Origin of the sequence: Bacteroides celer, assembly GCF_002632415.2 — a bacterium.
In the GTDB taxonomy this organism is placed as follows: domain Bacteria; phylum Bacteroidota; class Bacteroidia; order Bacteroidales; family Bacteroidaceae; genus Bacteroides.
In genome coordinates, this window is record NZ_CP178209.1 from 1,439,739 (window position 1) to 1,461,624 (window position 21,886).

Here is a 21,886-nt window from a genome sequence, read left to right on the forward strand (position 1 = left end):
CCACAAAAGTAGATAAGTTATGAACTATGATAAGATAAAAAGAACCGGAATATTATTCTTGTTGGGAATAGGTGCGATCACATCGTTGTCGTGCAATGATAATGATAACGCGAACTACCCGGAGCGAGTGCCCACCCGCCTGTCGGTGATGCCTTTGCCGGAAAGAGTCGATTATAAAGAATCGGTTGTCTCTCTTCCGCAGAATGTGACTGTCAGCCAGAACATTCCGGCTTCCACGTCGCAACTGTTGAAATCCACCCTGGAAGAGAAACTTTCTCTTTCCGTCAGTGATGCCTCCAACGATCGTGCCTTTATCCGTGTGAAACAGGAATCGGATTTGGCAAAAGAGGCTTACCGGCTCACCGTTACCAAAGAGGGAGCCTGCGTTTATTATTCAACGGAAACCGGACTTCTCTGGGGAATCCAGACATTGAGACAAGCGCTCGAACAAGCAAATTTCTTCACTTCCGGAAGTGCTAAATATCTTCCGATGGTCGATATAAAAGATGCTCCCAAATATGATTGGCGCGGATTTCATATCGATGTAGTCCGCCACATGTTTACGGTTGATTATCTGAAAAAGGTGATAGACTGTTTGTCTTTCTACAAGATAAACAAGCTTCACTTGCATCTGACGGACGATCAGGGTTGGCGCATTGAAGTGAAAAAATATCCGTTGCTGACGCAGGAAGGCAGCTGGCGCGACTTTGACGAATATGACAAGAGATGCGTAGAACTTTCCCAACAGGATTATAACTATGAGATAGATCCCCGTTTCGTGAGAAACGGTTCTCAATATGGCGGTCATTATACGCAGGAAGAGATGAAAGGTTTGGTAAGTTATGCGTTGGAAAGAGGGATCGATATTGTACCCGAAATTGACATGCCAGGTCATTTCTCGGCGGCTATCAAAGTCTATCCCGAGTTGTCGTGCACGGGAGAAGCCGGATGGGGAGAAGAATTCTCTTATCCTATCTGTCCCTCGCGCCCGGAGAACTATCAGTTCGTGCAGTCCATCATTGATGAGATGGTCGAGATTTTCCCTTCGGAATATTTCCATATCGGAGCAGATGAAGTGGAGAAAGATAACTGGGAACAGTGTGAAGTTTGTCAGCGATTGATGCAGCAGGAAGGTTATCAGAAAGTGGATGAACTGCAAAACCGTTTTGTGAAGATTATGACGAACTATGTGAAGGGTAAAGGCAAGAAAGTGATGGGATGGGACGATGCTTTTCTTGAAAAAGAGCCACAGGATTTGATTTATACTTATTGGCGTGACTGGCTGCCCGATCAGCCGGGAAAGATTACCCAGAAAGGTTATCCGATTATATTCATGGAATGGTCCCGTTTCTATTTGAGTGCAACGCCTTCAGACGAAGGATTAAGCTCTTTGTATAACTTCGAGTTCGAACCCCAGTTTCCCGGCATCGTGAAGCAAAATGTATTAGGCTTCCAGGCTTGTGTATGGACGGAGATGATTCCTAATGAACGGAAGTTTGGCCAGCACGTGTTTCCCTCTCTTCAAGCATTTTCGGAGTTGGCGTGGGGAAGTAGCCGTAACTGGATTGATTTTACCAATCGCCTGAAATGGCATGTTAAATGGTTGAATGCGAATGGATTCTATTTCACCAAACCGGGATTTCTTTAATCCCGGTACACTAAGAACAATATGAAATCAGAACGTTTACTTTCATTAGATATACTCCGGGGAATCACCATTGTCGGAATGATTTTGGTGAACAACCCCGGAACATGGGAATCCATTTACGCACCCTTGCGACATGCCGAATGGAACGGACTGACTCCGACTGATTTGGTCTTCCCGTTCTTCATGTTTATAATGGGCGTTTCCATGAGTTTTGCCTTATCCCGGTTCGATCATCATTTCAGTCGCGGTTTTATCATCAAACTGGTACGGCGCACGGTGATCTTGTTTTTGTTGGGACTTTTTCTTTCCTGGTTCTCGTTGGTGTGCACAGGAGTAGAACAACCTTTCTCGCACATACGTATTCTGGGAGTGTTGCAGCGGTTGGCATTGGCTTATTTCTTTGGTTCCTTGCTGATTGTGGGTGTCCGGCGTCCGGCAAATCTGGCATGGATCTCCGGGATCATTCTGGCAGGTTATTCCATCTTGCTGGCTTTGGGACACGGATTTGAACTTTCCGAACAGAATATTATTGCCGTTACAGATCGCACACTATTCGGAGAAGCCCATTTGTATCGGGAGTGGTTGCCGGATGGCGGGCGTATCTTTTTCGACCCGGAAGGCCTGTTGAGTACCTTGCCGTGCATTGCGCAAGTGATTATCGGTTATTTCTGCGGAAATATTTTGCGGGAGAAGACTGAAATCCATCACCGGCTGTTGCAGATCTCCATACTGGGTATTGCTCTTTTGTTTGCAGGATGGTTGTTGAGTTACGGCTGCCCGTTGAATAAGAAAGTATGGAGTCCGACTTTTGTTCTGGTGACTTGTGGCTTTGCCTCTTTGTTTCTTGTGTTTCTCACTTGGCTGATTGATATTCGTAAAAAGCAGAAATGGGGATATCCTTTCCATGTTTTTGGTACGAATCCATTGTTTATTTATATAGTGGCCGGTGTGTTAGCTACTTTGTTGGAGGTAATTACGGTTGGGGAGAGTAGCTTGCAGGAGAAGATTTACACTTCCATTTGGAGCGTTCTTCCCGATGCTCATCTGGCCTCTCTGATTTACGGCCTTCTGTTTATCGGATTCAATTATCTAATTGTATGGGTGCTGTACAAAAAGCAAATTTTTATAAAGATATAAGAGGTCGGTGACAGGTTTGAAAAAGTAGAGTTTATGCCGGATAGCTACGACAGTTTGTTTTCGTAGCCGGATGGCATAAACTCTATTGATATCTTTTTGCTCATAAAGTGAAAAGAAATTTAATTAATAGTAGAAGTTAGAATTTTCTGTAGTGAAAATAGGATTATCAACTTTGCACTGCTACACCCCAACTATGGAAATCATCCATTTTGTTCTTGTAACAAATGTCCTTTTGATAATATCTTGGTTTCATCTTGATACCTGTTTTCTATTCGAATAAGGGCAATGATGTACTCGGATTGTCGGAAATATGTACAATATTCAGGTCGGAGATGTACTTGTTATGATGAATTAAACCGAAGCTTTTAATGGATAAAATGGAAGTACATAATAGTCTCTTTTTAGCTAGGTATTTCTTTCTTTTTTAAAATTTAACTTTTTGTTATTTGCTTGCATTTCAATGTTTTAGTGCTTGTATGTACACTTGCTTATAACCAATATCCCCCTTGCCTGAATCATCGTTTTTTTGTATATTTATTGCCGGATTAATACGTAAACAATAAATGTATTGTATATGGAGAATATAAAAAAAATGGTACATGCACTGCTGGAAACAACCGGTAGTCATGCTCCCTTGTTGCAGCAGATTAATGAGGCGTTATTAAAGGATTATCAACTCAACATCAGTAGTGGGTTGCAGATTCTGCCCAAAGAAGTTGAAATCTACTATGTGAACCGGAAAGCAAAGCATCCTTATGTTGATTCGAATATGCACTGCATGCTTGATCCGAAAACAGATGCGGAAATATGGCAGATGCAATCCGGACGTTTCGGACAACTCTATTTTCATCGGAAAGGGTTGGGAGGAGTAGATGTGTGCTTGTCGGATAGCGATCATTTTGCTTTGTGTTGTACCATTAAAGCCGCTGAAATCAATGGCGAAGAGTGTTGGAGTCCGTTGAAAGTGCGTAATGTCATTCTTGAAAAAATCTGTGCGGAAGAAGGAATGTTGCCGGATGTACAGAACAAACAGAAGATAATGGACCGGATGAATGAGAAGAGGTCACTTTCCGTCCTTGCACCCCGTGAATATCCGATTACGGGGTATGTATATCATTTGCACCGCAGAGGACTGCGCCGGAGAGACCGGAATGTGTTGTTGCCTTTGCGTTCATTTGTCGATCTGTGGAATAAAAAACTGGTTATGGGTAATGTGCAGAAACTAAATCTCTATATGAACGCTCATCCGCAGGCGAATATTCTGGAAGTGTTGCGTGAACACAACTTCCGTTATATTCCATTTGAAGTAAAGATACGGTATAACATGGATCGTAAGGTGAAGCTATACGACTAAATAAGAAAAATTGTTTTGAAAAGCTCCTTTTTTGTTCTGATTAAGCCTATAAGTAAATAAAAGAAAACCGATACCTTTGCAGTCGAATTTTAATCAATAGTGTATGACTGCAATAATAAATAAGGAGAACTCAAAGGTGTTTTTGCTGATTTTACTCGGTATGTTGTCAGCGTTCGGACCTTTTGTAACGGATATGTATTTGCCTAGTCTGCCAGCAATGGCAGACTATTTTTCTACCCACTCGTCGATGGTGCAACTGGGACTTACCACCAGCATGATAGGGCTGGCATTGGGACAAATCTTTTTCGGACCATTGAGTGATAAATATGGCAGGCGTCCGTTGTTGCTCGTCTCGATGATACTGTTCATCGTGTCTACGGTATTCTGTCTTTTTGCGCCGGACATTTATTCGTTTATCACATTGAGGTTGATACAGGGAATCGGAGGGGCAGGCGGTATTGTCATATCCCGTTCGGTGGCTACGGACAAGTTTTCGGGGAAGGAACTGGCCAAGATGCTGGCCGTGATCGGCGCGATTAATGGAGTGGCTCCCGTGGCAGCTCCGGTAGTCGGAGGGTTGGTGACCGGGACGATCGGATGGAAAGGGATTTTTGTGATATTGCTGTTTATTGGCGTACTGCTGTGGATAGGCTGCATCCGTTTTAAAGAATCACTTCCCGTAGAGAAACGCTCGAAGACGGGAATCGTTTCTACTTTCCGTAACTTCGGTGCAATCGTTCATAACCCCCGTTACATGCTCTATGTTCTGCAACTGGCGTTTGCACAAGGCATCCTCTTTGCTTACATAGCTTCCTCACCTTTTATTGTGCAACAACATTACGGATTTTCCCCCTTTGCATTTAGTATCTGCTTCGCGGTGAATGCGGTAGCTATCGGGGTGGCAGCAGCTATCTCCGTGAAATTCCGCCAACCTGAAACTGGGACGCTGACCGGATGCATCGGTATGTTGTGCCTGTCCGTCTGTGTGATGATTGCCTTGTATAACGGATGCGGCTTCTGGACCTATGAACTGCTGATGTTCGCATTACTTTTCACAATGGGACTGACCTTTACTTCCTCCACTACCTTGGCGATGGATAGCGAACGCCGTTACGCCGGAGCAGCTTCCGCCCTGCTGGGAGCACTCTGTTTTGCTTCCGGAGGTATTGTTTCTCCGTTGGTCGGCTTGGGAAATATCCTTGTATCTACCGGAGTTACATTTGTGGTCTGCGCCATCTGTTCCCTGCTTTGTGCACTATGGGCGATGAGGAAAGTACCGATGAAAGTAGCAATGTGCCGGATTTTCCGTTAAAGTGAGATTGTTTCAAAAATAAAAGTCATGAGGAAGTTAAAGCTTAAACTCCCTCATGACTTTTATAATTTACTACCAGTATAATTATAATTACTACCAGTATAAACAGACTGAAATAAAACTAGAGTTTTATCTCTTCCGTGAATATCTCCCCGAAACGATTCTTAACCACCACCTTGACAGATTTTGCATCTTTAGAAGGCTGTGCACGGAAAAGATGACGTGTGCGATAACCCGTTTTCTTTCCCTTTACCATATTGATATAATCCTGATCCTCATCGTCAAAAGCCTGCATAGCACCTTTCAACACTCCATCCTCGTACCAGTTTACCGTATACGTCCAGTCCCAATCCCAGATATTGGCTACCACATAGTCTTTCTGGCTTTCAAACTCTCCCGGTTGGTAAAGCCGAAACTGATAGTCCGGCGAACACCCTGTTGCCTTGTAACGCCATTTCACATCATCACCTTTCACTTGTACCACCAGATAACCGTTTGGTGCTCCGCAACGATTCACGTGTCCTGCCCACCATGCGCCGCAGGCCGCTCCGATATTATGTTCGTAAATGGTAGGGGCGGGCAACTGATTTTCATAAAAGTGCGTGTGTCCGGAGAAAATATGTACTTGGTAAGGCCTCAACAGTTGGAAAAGCGCATTGGCGTTGCGCGCATTTCCCCCCGCAGCTACCGTGTTATTAGCCACTGGAGCGTGAACGTTCAGGAACACGATATTTCCTTTAGGCACATAACTTAAATCTTTTCTCAACCAGTCCAAATCTTCCGGCGTGAAGCGTTCCGTGTATTTCTTGTTGCCGTCGTAATCAATATCCTTCATTGCTATCACATGAACTTTACCGATATTGAATGAATAGTTAGCCGGGCCGAATGACTGATAATAATTCTGTTCCCCATAACCATCCGCCGGATGATCCGTCTGCGTTATAGATTTGTAGAGCAGGTTGAAGTCGTGGTTTCCCATCAGTTGGAACATCGTCATTCCCAAGTTGGACACCGCTTGCCGGTAAGGAGCGTACAGGTTCATGGCATCCCACACCAGATCCCCCAGTCCCATGCCGACGATTTCGAAGTTCTTTAGTGAGTCGGCAGTCTGTTTCAGGTCGGGCACTGTTTCCGTGCGGAAGCGGTCCAGTTGCTTTTCGTTTCTCACTTGCGGGTCGGAAAGGACGATGTAGACAAATTCATCCACCGGTTTCTGCCGTTTAGTCAATACGAAGTCATATTGGTTCTCGCTTTTCCCGGCATCCAGATATTGATAGAAACCATCGGCTACCCCCTCTTTGGAAGGAAGCTCATACGCTGCCGGAGTAGAGATGTAAACCATTGGATAACGTGCCGGATCAGTGTTCAGAACATAATTTCCTTCTGCATCAGTCGTATTGAAATGTGCCCCGTCTGTCACCACTACACCGCTGATGGGTTTACCTGTATTATCTTTCACACTACCTTTCACCACCGTCTGACCAAAGGCGGCAATAGCGTTCAGCTGGAAAAGCAAAACCGCTGCAAACAGCGTTTTTCTAAAATTGATCTTTTTCATTGCTTATAACTTTCTTAAAGTAACCTGATTGAATAATGCGATAATTTCTTCCGGTTCATCTGCCGACTTGAGAGCCTCCTCAAAAGACTTGCTGTTATCATCGAAACACATCACATTGGCGCAATCCAGAATATGACCCATGTTGAATGTAGCAACTTCCCGGCTCACCTCTTCTTTCTTCAATGCCTTCTTATAATATTTATTCACCTTATTAACCGCCTTGTAAATAGAAGGCTTCAAAATTTCGACCGAAGAATCCGTAAATCCGATTGTTACATCATACTCATGCGTATAATTCTGGATGAAAGTATTCCATTTTCCGGTAATGTCACTCCCCAGATAATGTTCCGCTTCAAACACTGGTTTGGTAGTCGGGATTTCTCCATACACGTCGAATATAAACGCCGCTTTCGGCTTTTTGCCTACGGGAGTAGCTTCTTTTTCGTTTTTGGAAACATGGTCTTTTCCGGAGATATTCTCGTTCATGGCGAGCTCTCCTTTTTGCGCCGTTGCTGCCATCGTTATAACTAACACAACAGCCATACTGATTATTCTTTTCATATTCATTGAATTTTAAAGATTGATTGAAATGATGATTATTGCCGCAATCTTGGTGACCGACACATTCATTTATTGCTGCCACATCAGTCGGATATGGAAGTCATCGCCTCCCATGTTCGCTTTAGCCGCCTGATAATTCTTCAGATTAGTACGCTGCAGAGCAGATGGATATTTAAAGCGTTTCGGCATTTTGTTATTAGCATTTGCGATGCCGGGCCCCACAGGTAACACAGGAAAACCGGTACGGTTATATTCAAACCACTGCTGATAATCGCAGAAGAACAGTGCGACAAACTTCTGGTTCATGATTCGTTCCAGCGTATCATCATAAGCAGCTTCCGGATTTTCAAAATAATGGTCAGGCATTTTCTGTCCCCACTGTTCGATAGCCGCCTGCACTCCCTTCTGATAAGCCTCTTTGGCAGCGCTACTTCCTCCGTCGATCACTCCTTTTTTCAGTAATTCCGCTTTGATGAATTCCACTTCGGCATAAGGCATCATGGCAAGTTTCATAGGTGCCTTCGCCATTTCCTGATTCAGTCCCGAAGCAGTGATTGAAGGCAACGTCTGATAACCGCTGGGCAAACCCACATAATCTTTAGTCTGGTCGGGGAGAGTGACCTGTGTTGCATACACCTGCAGACGGGGATCGTTCCAACCTTTCAGCAGATTAACAAAGAACTCTGAAATCTGAACATAAGAAGTGAAATCCTGTGGACGGGTGAGCGGAGCTTCCTCCGGATAAGTTCCGCTGATGGCAAGCAGGGCAGCATCATCGTTCGATTCGAATACCGGGTAAGTGGCGGGATCGGTCAGCATGGTACGCAGCTCCTGTTTCGCGTTGAATTCCGGCACGTCGATCACCCGGAGCAGTGCACGCAGACGGAGCGAGTTGCAGAACTTCTTCCATTTCAAAATACCGGTTGCATCCCCTTTGGACGTCTTGTACAACATTTCGCCCGATTGGTTGTAGATCAACCCGTTAGCTTTGTCGAACAACTCGTTAGCTGTTTTCAGATTGTCGATAATCTGTTGGTACACCTGCTGCTGGGTGTCGAACTTCGGTGCAAGTATTCCCTCGTCGGCGGAGCAGGCTTCGCTCATCGGAATATCACCGAAGGCATCCGTCAGAATCTGGTATAGCCAACATTGCAAAGTCAGCGATATAGCATCGTAGTTGGGTTGTTTGGAGGCTTCCGGCAATTTTCCGGTGAGGCGCATCATCTCTTTGGCGTTGTTGATCCATTTATAATAAGTAGTCCATGTGCCGTCTCCTTCGCTGTCCGTCATATACCACCATCCCACACCGTTGGTGCTGCTGGTAGATACGGCACATTGCATCAGGTCGTAGGTATAGCTGTTGTAGCGTTTCCAGTTGTAGACCGATGTTTCGTATAAAATCGGGTTGAGCAGCGTGCCGGGATTCACCTCATCCATGCGGGTGGGGTCTGTATTGAGTTCGTCGAAGCTGGTGCAGGAAGTCGTGCAGAGAGCTCCGCACAAAGTCATTCCCCATACTATATTTTTGAAAAGTTTATTGGTTTTCATAAGTCAGTGTTTAAAAAGATACGTTAATATTCAGTCCGAAAGTACGTGCCGTAGGCAGTGAGCCCGTCTCCACACCGGTCACCATCGAACTTCCGTTGAGGGCGGCAGATTCGGGGTCGAACAGAGGATAGTCAGTGATACAGAACAGGTTGCGTGCGTAGAGTGCCACCGATGCTTTGCTGAACGGTGTTTTCTTCAGTGTGCTGTTCGGCAACTTGTACTCCAGTCTCATTTCGCGCAACTTGAGGAATGAAGTGTCGAACGTGTTAGTTTCCACATTGGCCATCCGGTAATATTCCTTATAATAACTTTCCACGGTCACCACTTTGGTGTTTGGCGAGTAAGTTCCGTCATCGTTCTTCACTGTTCCCGGAGCAATCATGTACATCCCGTCTTGTGGTGAAAGTCCGGCGGCAGCGATGCGCGGGTCGTCTTTCGACATATAAAATTCCGTTCCCGGCAGACGTCCGTTCAGGGTATGTTGCAGTTTTCCCTGTTCCGTCATTTTGTGGTGCGAGTGCGAGTACATTTTACCTCCCACCTGTCCGTCGAGCAGGACGCTAAGCGTGAAGTTCTTGTAAGAAAATTCATTGTACAGTCCGGCTTTCCATTTCGGATAGGCCGTGCCGACGTATTCGATCTCTCCCGAACGTTCGGGCAATCCGTTGTCGTTGATGACCACATTTCCTTCCGGGTCGCGTACCAGTTTATATCCCCAGAGATCGCCCGTAGTTCCACCCACACGTCCGATGATAGACACACTACCGATACTGCTGATTAACTGGTTCTCATCCGCCCCTTCCGCCAGTGAGAGAATCCGGTTCTCGTTCTTAGACCAGGTGAAAGTAGCATTCCATCGGAAATCCCTGCTGACTACCGGAGTAACGTCCAACTGGATTTCGTAACCGCGGTTGCGGACGCATCCCGAATTGATGGTAGCTTTGCGGTAACCTGTGGTCGGGTCCATCGGAGCATCCAGAATCTGGTTTTTGGTGCGGTTATAATAGAACGTGAAATCGAGTCCGATGCGGTTGTGAAACATACGGAAGTCGAATCCCGTTTCGTAATTGGTCGAAATCTCCGGTTTGAAATCCTGATTATAGAGCGTAGAAGATACGATGGCCGATCCGGGGAAATCGCTCGTGCCATAATAGGGCGATGTCTTGTAAGGGTCTGTGTCGTTGCCGACCTGTGCCAGCGAACCTCTCACTTTCAACAGACTGATCTGTTCCGGCAACGTGAACCACTCGTTCATCACTGCACTGACGCTGACCGACGGATAGAAGAAAGAACGGTTACTTTTCGGCAGGGTAGACGACCAGTCATTGCGCCCGGTGACATCGAGAAACAGTTTATCCTTATACGAGAAATTGGCCGTGAAATAAAGACTGTTCAACGCTTTCTTTTTGATAACCGTCTGCACGTTCGGGTTGGAAACACCGTTTGCCAGTTTGTATACTCCCGGCGTAATCAATCCTACCACCGAGGCAGCCAACATATCGTAGCTTTGTTGCATCATGTTTCCACCTGCCGAAGCGTTGACACGCAATCCGTTGGCGAATGAATCATGGTAAGTAAATAAAGCATCGCTGTTTAATTCATAATCGAACACATTCTGCTTCTTGAAAAAACCGTTTCCGAAAACCACGTCACTGATAGGACGATGCTGTTCGCGTTGGTCTGCTGACAACTGGATACCGGACCGGATCATGAAATCGAATTTACTGTTGATGCGCAGATTGGCAGAAACGGATGATACATTACTGTGTTTCTCCGAAGGATTTTCAGATTCGTATAGAATGACATACGGGTTTCCGATAAAGGAACTGTACGGTTGGAGCTGTTTCACATTTTCCTGTCCGGTACGCCACATCGGACGCAACCAGTCGAGGTTGACATTCGGATTCTGGAAGATAAGGAAGTAGGAGATAGAGTTACTGTTATATCCCAGTGCAGGCGTGTTGTTGAGCTTGCGGTACGTATAACTCGACTTGAAATTAATGCGCAGTGCCCTCGAAATCTGCTGTTGGGCGGAAACCATGGCGGTGATACGCTGGAAACCTGTATTGGGGAGAATCCATTCGTTCTTAGTGTGGGTGATGGATGCCCGTACGCTGCCCCGGTCGGATTTTCCGGTCAAGGCTACCGAGTTGGTCAGGGTGTATCCTGTCTGGAACAAATCTTTGCGGTTGTTTTTGTACGCTACCCAAGGGGTGGCAACAGAAGCGCGTCCCTGCGTTACGGGGTCATATTGGTAGAACAACCTGTTGGCGTCGAAACGTGCTCCGTAGGCGCTACTGGTTCCGCTGGTGCTTGCGTAACTGCCGTCTTCCGCTTTCCCGTAAGAGTAATAGGGCTGGCCTTCGTAGATAGAACCTGCCGGACCGATATTGCTCGGCAATCCTTGTCCGAATTCATACTGGTAATCGGGCCATCTCATCACATCGTCAATACTGAAGTTACCGCTGTAAGACACACCGATACCTTTGGGTGCACCCGCTCCCGATTTGGTAGTCACCATAATCACGCCATTGGCTGCACGCGTACCGTACAAGGCTGTCGCACTGGCCCCTTTTAATACTTGGATGCTTTCGATATCATCCGGATTGATGTCGGAGAATCCGTTACCATAGTCCACGGAAAGTTCGCTGTTTGAACCTGCACCGTAGGCAACACCCGGATTGGTCATCGGACTACTCATCGGTACACCGTCCACTACCACCAATGCGTCGTTTCCGTTCTGGTTCAGCGAGACGTCCCCCCGCAGCGAGATACGGCTCGAATTAAGCGGACCACCGGAAGAGATAACACTCAATCCGGCTACCTTGCCGTTCAGTGCCGTCGACCAGTTGGTGGGCAGGGCACTCGTAATCATATCCCCTTTCACGGTTTCCGTGGCATATCCCAATCCTTTTTCTTCACGTTTGATCCCCAGGGCAGTCACCACCACATCATTCAGTTGTTGCGACTCTTCCGCCAGTTTTACGTTCATCGTATTGCCTGCATAGTTCTTCTGTAGCGTTTTATATCCCACATAACTGAATACAAGCAAATCCTTTTGAGTCAATGTTTTCTTAGTCTTCAGGGAGTAGTTTCCGTCGATGTCGGTCACCGTGCCGTCTGTCGAGTTTTTCACAGCTACGGTAGCCCCGATTAACGGTTCCCCGCCTTCACTTGTGATTTTTCCTTTCACTGTTGTCTGTGCGTATGCAGAGCCACAGCACAAGAGCCCAATCGACAGAGAAAGCAGCCATTTGTTTCTTTTCATAATCTTTTACCTTGCTTCTTTTAATTTATTAAATGAAATAAAGTTATTCACACCCGTGTTTTTGTTTCACGGTGCAAAGGAATGCAAGGCAGATTAAGATAGTATTACAGATCTGTTAACAATCTGTGTTGTGCGATAAATACAAATTAATAAAATAAATGGAGGCACGGATTACACGGTTTTAGTTAATAAAAGAACCGCGTAATCCGTGTCTAATAATCTAATAATAAAAGATTATTTTACTTGATTAGATAGAATACTTACTCTGATACTCTTTCGGCGACATCCCCTCGTGCCGTTTGAAGTACCTTCCTAAATACGACTGATCGGGAAAACCAAGTCGGTCGGCTATTTCCTGAATCGTCAGTCCGGTGGATTGAAGCAACACTTTTATCTCCAGGATGGCAAAGTCGTCGATAATCTTTTTGGCAGCCTCGCCCGTCACGCTTTTGCAGATACCTGTCAGGTATTTGGTGGAGATACACAGTTTGCTGGCGTAGAAAGTCACTTCCCGTTGTGAGATACAGTTTTCATGTACCAGTGCGATGAAATTCTTAAAGATTTCATCCTGCCGGCTTCCTCCTTCGATTTCCTGTCGGTCGAAGTAGCGGTAACACTTATCATAAATATCCAGCATAAACGACTGGAGATGATTTTTGGCGATCTGGTTGCGGAAACGGTTTTCACGATCGTTGTATATAGCTGTTGTGGCACGCATTAACCCGTTGATTGCTCCTGTGCTTTCATCCTTGAGTGTATAGCACGGTTTTTCTTTGATGAACCGGAAGAAGATCGGCTCGAAACGGAGGCAGGCTTCGCGAAACATTTCTTTGGGAAATCCGAAGAAAGAAGCTGTGAAATCGCTGCTGTTGCCATTGATGCGGATAATCGTTCCCGGCAAGAGCACGATTTGAGTGTTTTCTACTATTTCATAGTCTTTCAGGTCGATTGTGACGTGTGCCCATCCGCTTCTGCAAAAATAGATGGCACCCCCTTCCAGTTTCCACAGGCGTTGCATAATTGGAGACAGGTTTTCGTCCATTCCGGCAACGAACGGTTCATGAAGTATGGCTAGGCTAGAGTTTTTTGATTCCATTGTTGTTCTTATTTTGGGTACAAAAATAGGACTTTTTCACTAAATATCGGTTTTAATGTTCCTAAAATGAACAAAACTGAAGATACTAAGTCCAGTTTCCTATGAAGAAAACAGTCTACCTTTGCCGCGTTTAAAAATAGTTAAATAGGTAACAGAAAATGAGTAAAAAGGTATGTAAAGTGAAGCAAGGGCTATTGTTGCTCTGCTGTATGGTAGCTGCTACGGGCTGTAAACAAGCTCCTCCGGCACAAATGGAAACAGAATACGAAGTGATGACCGTTTCTCCGGCCGACCGGATGATTTCAAGCGCCTACTCGGCGACCATCCGCGGACGTCAGGATATTGATATTTACCCCCAGGTAAGTGGTACGCTGACTAAAGTCTGTGTAACGGAAGGGCAGCGTGTAAAGAACGGACAGACATTGTTCATCATCGACCAAGTGCCGTATGAAGCTGCTTTGCAGACGGCAGTGGCAAACGTTGAATCGGCCAAGGCCTCTCTGGCTACAGCGCAACTGACGTATGACAGTAAAGAGGAACTGTATAAAGAGAACGTAATTTCCTCTTTCGATTTGAGTACGGCAAAAAACTCCCTGTTGGCTGCCAAAGCACAGTTGGCACAGGCCAAGGCGCAGGAAGTGAGTGCCCGCAATAATCTTTCTTATACGGTTGTGAAAAGTCCGGCCGACGGAGTGGTAGGCACGTTGCCTTACCGTGTAGGAGCTTTGGTTAGTTCCGCTCTTGCCCAGCCGTTGACTACCGTTTCCGACAATTCGGATATGTACGTCTACTTCTCCATGACGGAAAACCAATTACTGGGACTGATCCGCCAATACGGTTCTAAAGAGGAAGCATTGAAAAATATGCCTGCCATCGACCTGCAACTGAACGATAAGTCAGCCTACTCCGAACGGGGACAGATTGAATCTATCAGCGGAGTGATCGACCGTTCGACGGGTACGGTCAGCCTGCGTGCAGTTTTCCCGAACAAGGAAGGATTGCTGCATAGCGGTGGTGCGGGTAATGTGATTGTTCCTGTTCAAAAAACAGCTGCGCTGACCATTCCACAGGCTGCCACTTTCGAAATACAAGATAAGAGATATGTCTATAAGGTAGTGGACGGCAAGGCTCAATCCAGCCAGGTACAAGTGACCCGTGTCAATGGCGGTCGGGAATTTATTGTAGATGAAGGATTGGCACCGGGAGATGTGATCGTGGCAGAAGGAGTAGGTTTGCTTCGTGAAGGTACTCCGGTCAAGGCAAAGGCTGCTCAAACTCCAGTGGCAGGAGTGACAAATGCTAATCAATCCTCATCAACAGAGACAACAATGAAGTCTCCGGCAACTACTACTGAAAATTAAACCAAGGAGGAATCATTCATGAATTTAAGAACCTTTATAGAACGCCCCGTATTATCGGCAGTCATCTCTATCACGATTGTCGTAGTGGGTATCATCGGGCTGTTCAGCTTGCCCGTTGAGCAGTATCCCGATATTGCTCCGCCTACCATTATGGTGAGTACCACCTATTATGGCGCCAGTGCGGAAACATTGCAGAAGAGTGTTATTGCGCCTTTGGAAGAGGCGATCAACGGAGTGGAAGACATGACCTACATGACTTCCTCCGCCACCAATTCCGGTTCGGTGAGCATCACCGTCTATTTTAAGCAGGGCACAGACCCCGATATGGCGGCTGTCAACGTGCAGAACCGTGTATCACGTGCTACGGGACAGCTTCCGGCGGAGGTAACCCAGGTCGGTGTGACCACTTCCAAGCGTCAGACGAGTATTCTGCAGATGTTCTCATTGTATAGTCCGGACGACAGTTACGACGAGAACTTCCTGTCCAACTATATCAGCATCAACCTGAAACCGCAGATTCTTCGTATCTCCGGTGTGGGCGACCTGATGATTATGGGCGGTGAATATAGTATGCGTGTATGGATGAAACCGGACGTGATGGCGCAGTACAAACTGATTCCGTCCGATATCACCGGTGTGCTTGCCGAGCAGAATATCGAATCGGCTACCGGTTCGTTCGGTGAAAATTCCGATGAGACTTATCAGTATACGATGAAGTACACCGGACGTCTCATTACTCCCGAAGAATTCGGGGATATCGTCATCCGTTCCACCGACAATGGCGAAGTCTTGAAACTGAAAGACGTTGCCGATATCCAACTGGGACAGGACAGCTACGCTTACCACGGTGGTATGGACGGTCATCCGGGTGTATCCTGTATGGTGTTCCAGACGGCAGGTTCCAATGCGACCGAAGTAAACCAGAATATCGACAAACTCCTCGAAGAGGCAAGCAAAGACCTTCCGAAAGGCGTGGAACTGACGCAGATGATGAGCTCCAACGACTTCCTGTTCGCTTCCATTCATGAGGTGGTGAAAACGTTGATCGAGGCTATCATTCTGGTTATCCTTGTGGTGTACGTCTTCTTGCAGGACTTCCGTTCTACATTGATTCCGCTGGTCGGAATTGTGGTTTCCCTGGTGGGTACGTTTGCTTTCATGGCGATAGCCGGATTCAGTATCAACCTGCTGACCCTGTTTGCGCTAGTGCTCGTTATCGGTACGGTGGTGGATGATGCCATTATTGTCGTCGAGGCGGTGCAGGCGCGGTTCGATGTGGGCTACAGGTCGTCATATATGGCAAGTATCGACGCTATGAAAGGTATCAGTAATGCCGTTATCACCTCTTCGCTGGTATTTATGGCGGTGTTCATTCCGGTGTCCTTCATGGGCGGCACTTCCGGTACGTTCTATACCCAGTTCGGTTTGACGATGGCGGTTGCGGTAGGTATCTCCGCTATTAACGCGTTGACTTTGAGTCCGGCTTTGTGTGCATTGCTGCTGAAACCTTATATTAATGAAGACGGAACGCAGAAGAACAACTTTGCGGCACGTTTCCGTAAGGCTTTCAATTCGGCTTTCGATGTGATGGTGGATAAATATAAGACGATTGTATTGTTCTTTATCAAGCGCAGATGGTTGACATGGTCGTTGCTGGCTTGTTCCGTGGTATTGCTTGTGTTACTGATGAATAACACGAAGACCAGTCTGGTACCCGACGAAGATCAGGGTGTTATTTTCGTGAATGTAAGTACGGCGGCAGGCAGTTCGCTGACAACGACGGATAAGGTGATGGAACGTATCGAAAAACGCCTGATGGAAATACCTCAACTGAAACACGTGCAGAAAGTGGCCGGTTACGGATTGTTGGCAGGACAGGGTAGTTCGTTCGGTATGTTGATTCTCAAACTGAAACCGTGGGACGAACGTCCGGGTGATGAGGACAATGTGCAGTCGGTGATCGGTCAGGTATATGCGCGTACGGCTGATATCAAGGATGCCAGTGTGTTCGCCATCTCTCCGGGTATGATTCCGGGTTACGGTATGGGTAATGCGCTCGAACTCCACATGCAGGATAAGATGGGCGGCGATATGAACGAGTTCTTTACCACCACCCAGCAATACTTGGGAGCTTTGAACCAGCGGCCTGAAATATCGATGGCTTATTCGACGTTCGACGTTCGCTATCCGCAGTGGACGGTAGAGGTGGATGCAGCTAAATGTAAGCGTGCAGGTATCACGCCCGACGCTGTGTTGAGTACGCTGTCCGGTTATTACGGTGGACAGTATGTGTCCAATTTCAACCGTTTTTCTAAAGTGTACCGTGTCATGATTCAGGCCGATCCGGTGTTCCGTTTGGACGAAACTTCCCTCGATAATGCTTTTGTGCGTATGTCGAATGGAGAGATGGCGCCATTGAGCCAGTTCGTTACGCTGACCCGTAGCTACGGTGCGGAATCGTTGAGCCGTTTCAATATGTATAACTCCATTGCGGTAAATGCGATGCCGGCCGACGGATATAGTACGGGAGACGCCATCAAGGCTGTGCAGGAAACTGCCGAACAGTCTCTTCCGAAAGGCTATGGCTATGATTACGGAGGTATCACCCGTGAGGAAAACCAGCAGAGCGGTACGACGATCATTATTTTCGGTATCTGCTTCCTGATGATTTACCTTATTTTGAGTGCGCTTTATGAGAGCTTCATTATTCCGTTCGCTGTGCTTTTGAGTGTGCCTTGCGGATTGATGGGTAGCTTCCTTTTCGCCTGGATGTTCGGACTGGAGAATAATATTTATCTGCAAACAGGTTTGATTATGTTGATCGGTCTGCTGGCGAAGACGGCTATTTTGCTGACGGAATATGCTGCCGAACGTCGTAAAGCAGGTATGGGGCTGATTGCTTCTGCGGTCAGTGCGGCTAAAGCCCGTCTGCGTCCGATTCTGATGACGGCATTGACGATGATTTTCGGTCTGTTCCCGTTGATGATGTCAAGTGGAGTGGGAGCCAACGGTAACCGTTCATTGGGTACGGGTGTAGTAGGTGGTATGACCATCGGTACGTTGGCGTTGCTCTTCATCGTGCCTACTTTGTTTATTGCTTTCCAGTGGTTGCAGGAACGTTTGCGTCCCGTGCAGAGCGTCCCGACGCATGACTGGCAGATTGAAGAAGAAATCAAAGTGAGCGAGGAAGAAAAATCTAAAGCTGGAAAAGAATAATTGATGATTAAAGGTTTTAGACCTGAATTAAAATAAGAACTAATGAGAAAAATAATCATTCTGTCCGCAGCAACGCTTATATTGAGTAGTTGCGGTATCTACAATAAATACAAACCGGTATCGGAAGTTCCCGAAGGACTTTACGGCAGCGAGTCTGTTGCTGCCACCGATACGGCAAACTTCGGTAACCTCTCGTGGCGGGAGGTCTTTACCGACCCTTATCTGCAGAATTTGGTGGATTCGGCACTCTTGCGCAACACCGATATGCAGACTGCCCATTTGCGTGTGAAAGAAGCGGAAGCCACGCTGCTGACGTCCAAACTGTCTTATCTGCCTTCTTTGTTTCTGGCACCGGAAGGAGCTGTCAGCAGCTTCGACCGTGGAAAGGCTACACAAACTTATTCGCTGCCCGTGACTGCTTCGTGGGAACTGGATATTTTTGGAAAGGTGACAACAGCAAAGCGTCGTGCGAAAGCTGCCTACGAACAGAGCAAGGAATATGAACAGGCTGTCAAGACGCAGTTAGTAGCATCCGTTGCCAATACGTATTACACCTTGCTGATGCTCGATTCGCAGTATGAGATAGCTGTGGCTACCGAAGCTGCCTGGAAAGAAAGTGTGAATGCCACCCGTGCCATGAAAAAGGCCGGAATGGTGAATGAGGCCGGACTGGCGCAGACGGAGGCTACCTACTTCAATATATGTACCACCGTGCTCGACCTGAAAGAGCAAATCAATCAGGCGGAAAATTCACTGGCACTTTTACTGGCAGAAACTCCCCACCAAATACAGCGTGGCAAACTGGGAAATCAACAGTTGCCGGAAAACTTCTCCGTGGGTGTTCCCTTACAGATGCTTGCCAACCGTCCTGACGTGCGTAGCGCAGAATTTTCGTTGGCACAGGCTTTCTATACAACGAATGCCGCACGTGCCGCTTTCTATCCTTCCATCACGTTGAGCGGCAGCGCAGGGTGGACCAACAGTGCAGGGAGCATGATTGTCAACCCGGGTAAGTTCCTGGCCTCCGCCGTGGCTTCCCTGACGCAGCCTTTGTTTAATAAAGGAGCGAACATCGCCCAACTGAAAATAGCGAAAGCCCAACAGGAGGAAGCCCGCCTTAGTTTCGAACAGACCTTGCTGAACGCAGGCGTGGAAGTGAACGAGGCACTGGTGCAGTACCAGACTGCCCGCGAGAAAGCCGACTACTACAACAAGCAGGTGGCTTCCCTGCAAACAGCAGCCAAAAGCACAAGCCTGTTGATGAAACATGGCAACACCACTTATCTGGAAGTATTGACCGCCCAACAGACGTTGCTCAACGCGCAACTGTCACAAGTAGCGAACCGCTTTACCGAAATCCAAGGCGTAATCACTTTGTATCAGGCATTGGGTGGCGGCCGTATGTAGGGAGGTATGTATGAATCCAGAAACACTGCGTTGCCGGATACTCGACTACACCAAGCGGGAAATGTACCAGCATGGTGCCGACGGGTTGACGATGGATGATATAGCCAGGGGAATGAAGATGTCGAAGCGGACACTCTACAAGCTCTTTCCCAGCAAAACGAGTCTGTTCCGTGTCTGTCTTTCTGATTTTGCCAACGGAATCAGAAGCCGGATCCAGCAAAAACAGATACGGATGGACAGCTCGTGCATGGAGGCACTTTTCATCACAGTGGATGGCTATCTCACCCTGCTTCATTCGCTGGGGAAGAAGTTGCTGATGGATATTGCTGCCGACAGGGAATACCGTGCTGCTTTCGAGCGGGAGGAGGCTTTCTGGTTGCAGCAGTTGATTGATGTCTTGACGCATTGTAAGATTTGCGGTTATCTGCTTCCCGGAGTCGATCCCGACCGTTTTGCACCGGATTTGCAGGAGGTCATCTACCAGAGCAGCTTGCAAGGCACCCCGTACCTGGTACAGCGTATGTTGAACTATACGCTTCTGCGGGGGCTTTTTAAGATGGACGGTATCCGTTATATTGACGAACACCTGAAACCTGATAATTTGAATGTTTGTGTATGAAGAGAAAGAGGTGGACTACCCTGCAAAGGGAGCTCACCTCTTTTTATTTTCTTCGTTCGTAAACGGTTGGTTACAACATAGTGCCTTTATGAATCCGATTACTTTATAACCCTTCGATTATGCTTAAAGGTAAATCGGTACATTCGGCGATAGACTCATTGTCTATCCCTTTGGCTTTCATGTTCCGGGCTATTTTCAGCTGGGTTTCTTGTGCACCTTTTTGTTCAGCTGCATCCATTGTCACCAAATAATCTCGGTACACTTTGACGCTATTGTCGTATCGCTCCCTGTCTTCCGGAGACATAGAAGCCACATCAGCGATATCTTCCAATTTCTCGAAGACAGCTTTTCGTGCCTTGAACGGCATGCGTTTTAAAGTTTCCATATTATTTAATATATAAATCCAACGTTCAAAATTCGTTTCGCATTCCTCTTCGTTTTTGTTGAAGAGAGGGAGGGCGATAAAGATTTCCCGGAACTTATCCGAGAAGAGTTCTCCTGTTTCCCTGTCACTTAGAATAACATCCGTGCGGAGTTTTATGTTCTTATCGATAATGAAATTCATCAAGAAAACTCCGTATACGGCTTTTATTTCAAACTTCCATTCATTGCCTACCCTTCCTTGATTGACGATGGCACGCGATAAATAATAAATCGAGCGTTCTTTGAAGTTGCTTTGCATACGGTTCTGCATTTCAACGATGATTTTTTCGCCTGTGTCCGTGGTGCAATATACATCATAGATAATACCTCGTCCTTCCGGATAGAGCGGCAATTGCTCATTATTCAAAAACTGTAAGTCCGTTATCACTCGTTCACCTTCGAGCAGGTCGTTCAGAAATTCGATTAGTAAATCCTTAGACACTTCTCTGCCGAATATTAGTTTGAATCCGTAGTCGGTGAACGGATTGATAAATTTACTCATTGTTTTGGGTCGCTTCTTTTTATGTTTTGCAAAGAGACGTTTCTCTTTATACATAAAAAAGAGGCTTTTTCTTCGTATTACAAAGGTACAATAATTCTTGGCTTTCCATCTCTTTTGCGGTAAAAATAAAAAGGTTTCTCGTTTTTTTATGTATTACTCCTGTTCTTTATTTGGTGTTTTTCTGCGCTGATAGCACTCCACTAATACGTCCATAATTGAAAAAGATTAAGATTTAAGTAATTATGTTTTCTGTTCTTATGACATCGTAAATATTCAAAGAGTGAAAGATGAAGTTTAACTTTTTCTTATTTGTATATTGGGTAGATTGAAATAAAAACAGAAAAATATTCAAGATATTATTATCATGAAATATTGTGAAAGCGTATGTCGAAGTTTGTTTATAATCGTTTCCGACTATTTGTTGTGGATTTATATTTTGCATATTTGTTCCTTTTTGAAATTTTCAACAAAAATACTCCATGAACCAGAAGTTTCCCAAACTATCGATTCTTTTCGGCCGAGTTTGGCTCTAAACAGTCACGTAAGTACATTAATAACTTTTTTTGGAGTGTCTGGATAAGCAGAAAGAATTAGAGACAGAAAGAAACAAGAGCAAAAAAACAGAGGCTCTGTTTGCTTGAAACAGAACCTCTGAATGTATCAAACGGAGGCTCTTCCGCATGGATTTAGAGCCTCCATTTAGGGGATAAAAAAGCGCCTTTTTGCCGAACGCATAGTGGAACACTCTCCAAAGGCAGATAACTCGCTATATGGCAGATGGTTACACCTACCTAAAAAAGACCCCCCTGAACACTTACCGGTATTATTATAAATATATAAATAATAAACTATATATATTAAAATATATAGTTCGAT

14 protein-coding genes are annotated in these 21,886 nt (G+C 46.2%); 8 read left to right on the forward strand and 6 right to left on the reverse strand.

Annotated features, from left to right (window positions below; all coding sequences use genetic code 11):
• Positions 1-19: 19 nt before the first annotated feature.
• From CJF29_RS05350 to CJF29_RS05365, 4 genes are all read left to right on the forward strand, one after another.
• Entirely contained in the window at positions 20-1,648 is a 1,629-nt protein-coding gene (locus CJF29_RS05350) for a beta-N-acetylhexosaminidase (protein WP_004296726.1), read from the forward strand.
• A gap of 21 nt (positions 1,649-1,669) precedes the next feature.
• Entirely contained in the window at positions 1,670-2,785 is a 1,116-nt protein-coding gene (locus tag CJF29_RS05355) for an acyltransferase family protein (RefSeq protein ID WP_099146373.1), read from the forward strand.
• A gap of 574 nt (positions 2,786-3,359) precedes the next feature.
• On the forward strand, positions 3,360-4,139 hold the full coding sequence (locus CJF29_RS05360) for a hypothetical protein (RefSeq protein WP_099146374.1): 780 nt from the start codon (positions 3,360-3,362) through the stop codon (positions 4,137-4,139).
• Between the two features lie 103 nt (positions 4,140-4,242).
• A complete protein-coding gene (locus CJF29_RS05365; RefSeq protein ID WP_004306867.1) occupies positions 4,243-5,451 on the forward strand; it encodes a multidrug effflux MFS transporter in 1,209 nt (402 codons plus the stop codon).
• A gap of 121 nt (positions 5,452-5,572) precedes the next feature.
• Here CJF29_RS05365 and CJF29_RS05370 read toward each other — a convergent pair whose 3' ends face one another.
• From CJF29_RS05370 to CJF29_RS05390, 5 genes are all read right to left on the reverse strand, one after another.
• Positions 5,573-7,009, reverse strand: coding sequence for a calcineurin-like phosphoesterase C-terminal domain-containing protein (locus CJF29_RS05370; RefSeq protein WP_099146375.1), 1,437 nt, complete (start codon positions 7,007-7,009; stop codon positions 5,573-5,575).
• Positions 7,010-7,012: 3 nt separating this feature from the next.
• Entirely contained in the window at positions 7,013-7,570 is a 558-nt protein-coding gene (locus CJF29_RS05375; protein WP_004321758.1) for a hypothetical protein, read from the reverse strand.
• A 69-nt stretch (positions 7,571-7,639) separates the two neighbouring features.
• The gene (locus CJF29_RS05380) at positions 7,640-9,118 is read right to left on the reverse strand and encodes a SusD/RagB family nutrient-binding outer membrane lipoprotein (RefSeq protein WP_004296736.1); all 1,479 of its coding nucleotides are present in this window, start codon (positions 9,116-9,118) and stop codon (positions 7,640-7,642) included.
• Between the two features lie 10 nt (positions 9,119-9,128).
• Entirely contained in the window at positions 9,129-12,386 is a 3,258-nt protein-coding gene (locus tag CJF29_RS05385; RefSeq protein ID WP_099146376.1) for a SusC/RagA family TonB-linked outer membrane protein, read from the reverse strand.
• Between the two features lie 247 nt (positions 12,387-12,633).
• A complete protein-coding gene (locus tag CJF29_RS05390) occupies positions 12,634-13,482 on the reverse strand; it encodes a helix-turn-helix domain-containing protein (protein WP_004296739.1) in 849 nt (282 codons plus the stop codon).
• Between the two features lie 158 nt (positions 13,483-13,640).
• Between CJF29_RS05390 and CJF29_RS05395 the strand changes: the two genes are divergently transcribed.
• The 4 genes from CJF29_RS05395 to CJF29_RS05410 are packed head-to-tail and all read left to right on the forward strand — an operon-like array spanning position 13,641 to position 20,085.
• Positions 13,641-14,843, forward strand: a complete 1,203-nt coding sequence (locus tag CJF29_RS05395; protein WP_099146377.1) for an efflux RND transporter periplasmic adaptor subunit — start codon at positions 13,641-13,643, stop codon at positions 14,841-14,843.
• An 18-nt stretch (positions 14,844-14,861) separates the two neighbouring features.
• Positions 14,862-18,059: an efflux RND transporter permease subunit gene (locus CJF29_RS05400; protein ID WP_061448622.1), complete on the forward strand. Its 3,198-nt coding sequence runs from the start codon at positions 14,862-14,864 to the stop codon at positions 18,057-18,059.
• 42 nt (positions 18,060-18,101) lie between these two features.
• On the forward strand, positions 18,102-19,466 hold the full coding sequence (locus CJF29_RS05405; protein ID WP_099146378.1) for a TolC family protein: 1,365 nt from the start codon (positions 18,102-18,104) through the stop codon (positions 19,464-19,466).
• A 10-nt stretch (positions 19,467-19,476) separates the two neighbouring features.
• On the forward strand, positions 19,477-20,085 hold the full coding sequence (locus tag CJF29_RS05410; protein WP_004296744.1) for a TetR/AcrR family transcriptional regulator: 609 nt from the start codon (positions 19,477-19,479) through the stop codon (positions 20,083-20,085).
• Positions 20,086-20,188: 103 nt separating this feature from the next.
• Here CJF29_RS05410 and CJF29_RS05415 read toward each other — a convergent pair whose 3' ends face one another.
• Positions 20,189-21,010, reverse strand: coding sequence for an Rpn family recombination-promoting nuclease/putative transposase (locus CJF29_RS05415; RefSeq protein WP_099146386.1), 822 nt, complete (start codon positions 21,008-21,010; stop codon positions 20,189-20,191).
• Positions 21,011-21,886 lie beyond the last annotated feature (876 nt).

Bases quoted from the DNA above. Each gene is read 5' to 3' on its own strand.
- CJF29_RS05350 (WP_004296726.1), top strand. From the start codon at position 20: ATGAACTATGATAAGATAAAAAGAACCGGAATATTATTCTTGTTGGGA.
- CJF29_RS05355 (WP_099146373.1), top strand. From the start codon at position 1,670: ATGAAATCAGAACGTTTACTTTCATTAGATATACTCCGGGGAATCACC.
- CJF29_RS05360 (WP_099146374.1), top strand. From the start codon at position 3,360: ATGGAGAATATAAAAAAAATGGTACATGCACTGCTGGAAACAACCGGT.
- CJF29_RS05365 (WP_004306867.1), top strand. From the start codon at position 4,243: ATGACTGCAATAATAAATAAGGAGAACTCAAAGGTGTTTTTGCTGATT.
- CJF29_RS05370 (WP_099146375.1), bottom strand. From the start codon at position 7,009: ATGAAAAAGATCAATTTTAGAAAAACGCTGTTTGCAGCGGTTTTGCTT.
- CJF29_RS05375 (WP_004321758.1), bottom strand. From the start codon at position 7,570: ATGAAAAGAATAATCAGTATGGCTGTTGTGTTAGTTATAACGATGGCA.
- CJF29_RS05380 (WP_004296736.1), bottom strand. From the start codon at position 9,118: ATGAAAACCAATAAACTTTTCAAAAATATAGTATGGGGAATGACTTTG.
- CJF29_RS05385 (WP_099146376.1), bottom strand. From the start codon at position 12,386: ATGAAAAGAAACAAATGGCTGCTTTCTCTGTCGATTGGGCTCTTGTGC.
- CJF29_RS05390 (WP_004296739.1), bottom strand. From the start codon at position 13,482: ATGGAATCAAAAAACTCTAGCCTAGCCATACTTCATGAACCGTTCGTT.
- CJF29_RS05395 (WP_099146377.1), top strand. From the start codon at position 13,641: ATGAGTAAAAAGGTATGTAAAGTGAAGCAAGGGCTATTGTTGCTCTGC.
- CJF29_RS05400 (WP_061448622.1), top strand. From the start codon at position 14,862: ATGAATTTAAGAACCTTTATAGAACGCCCCGTATTATCGGCAGTCATC.
- CJF29_RS05405 (WP_099146378.1), top strand. From the start codon at position 18,102: ATGAGAAAAATAATCATTCTGTCCGCAGCAACGCTTATATTGAGTAGT.
- CJF29_RS05410 (WP_004296744.1), top strand. From the start codon at position 19,477: ATGAATCCAGAAACACTGCGTTGCCGGATACTCGACTACACCAAGCGG.
- CJF29_RS05415 (WP_099146386.1), bottom strand. From the start codon at position 21,010: ATGAGTAAATTTATCAATCCGTTCACCGACTACGGATTCAAACTAATA.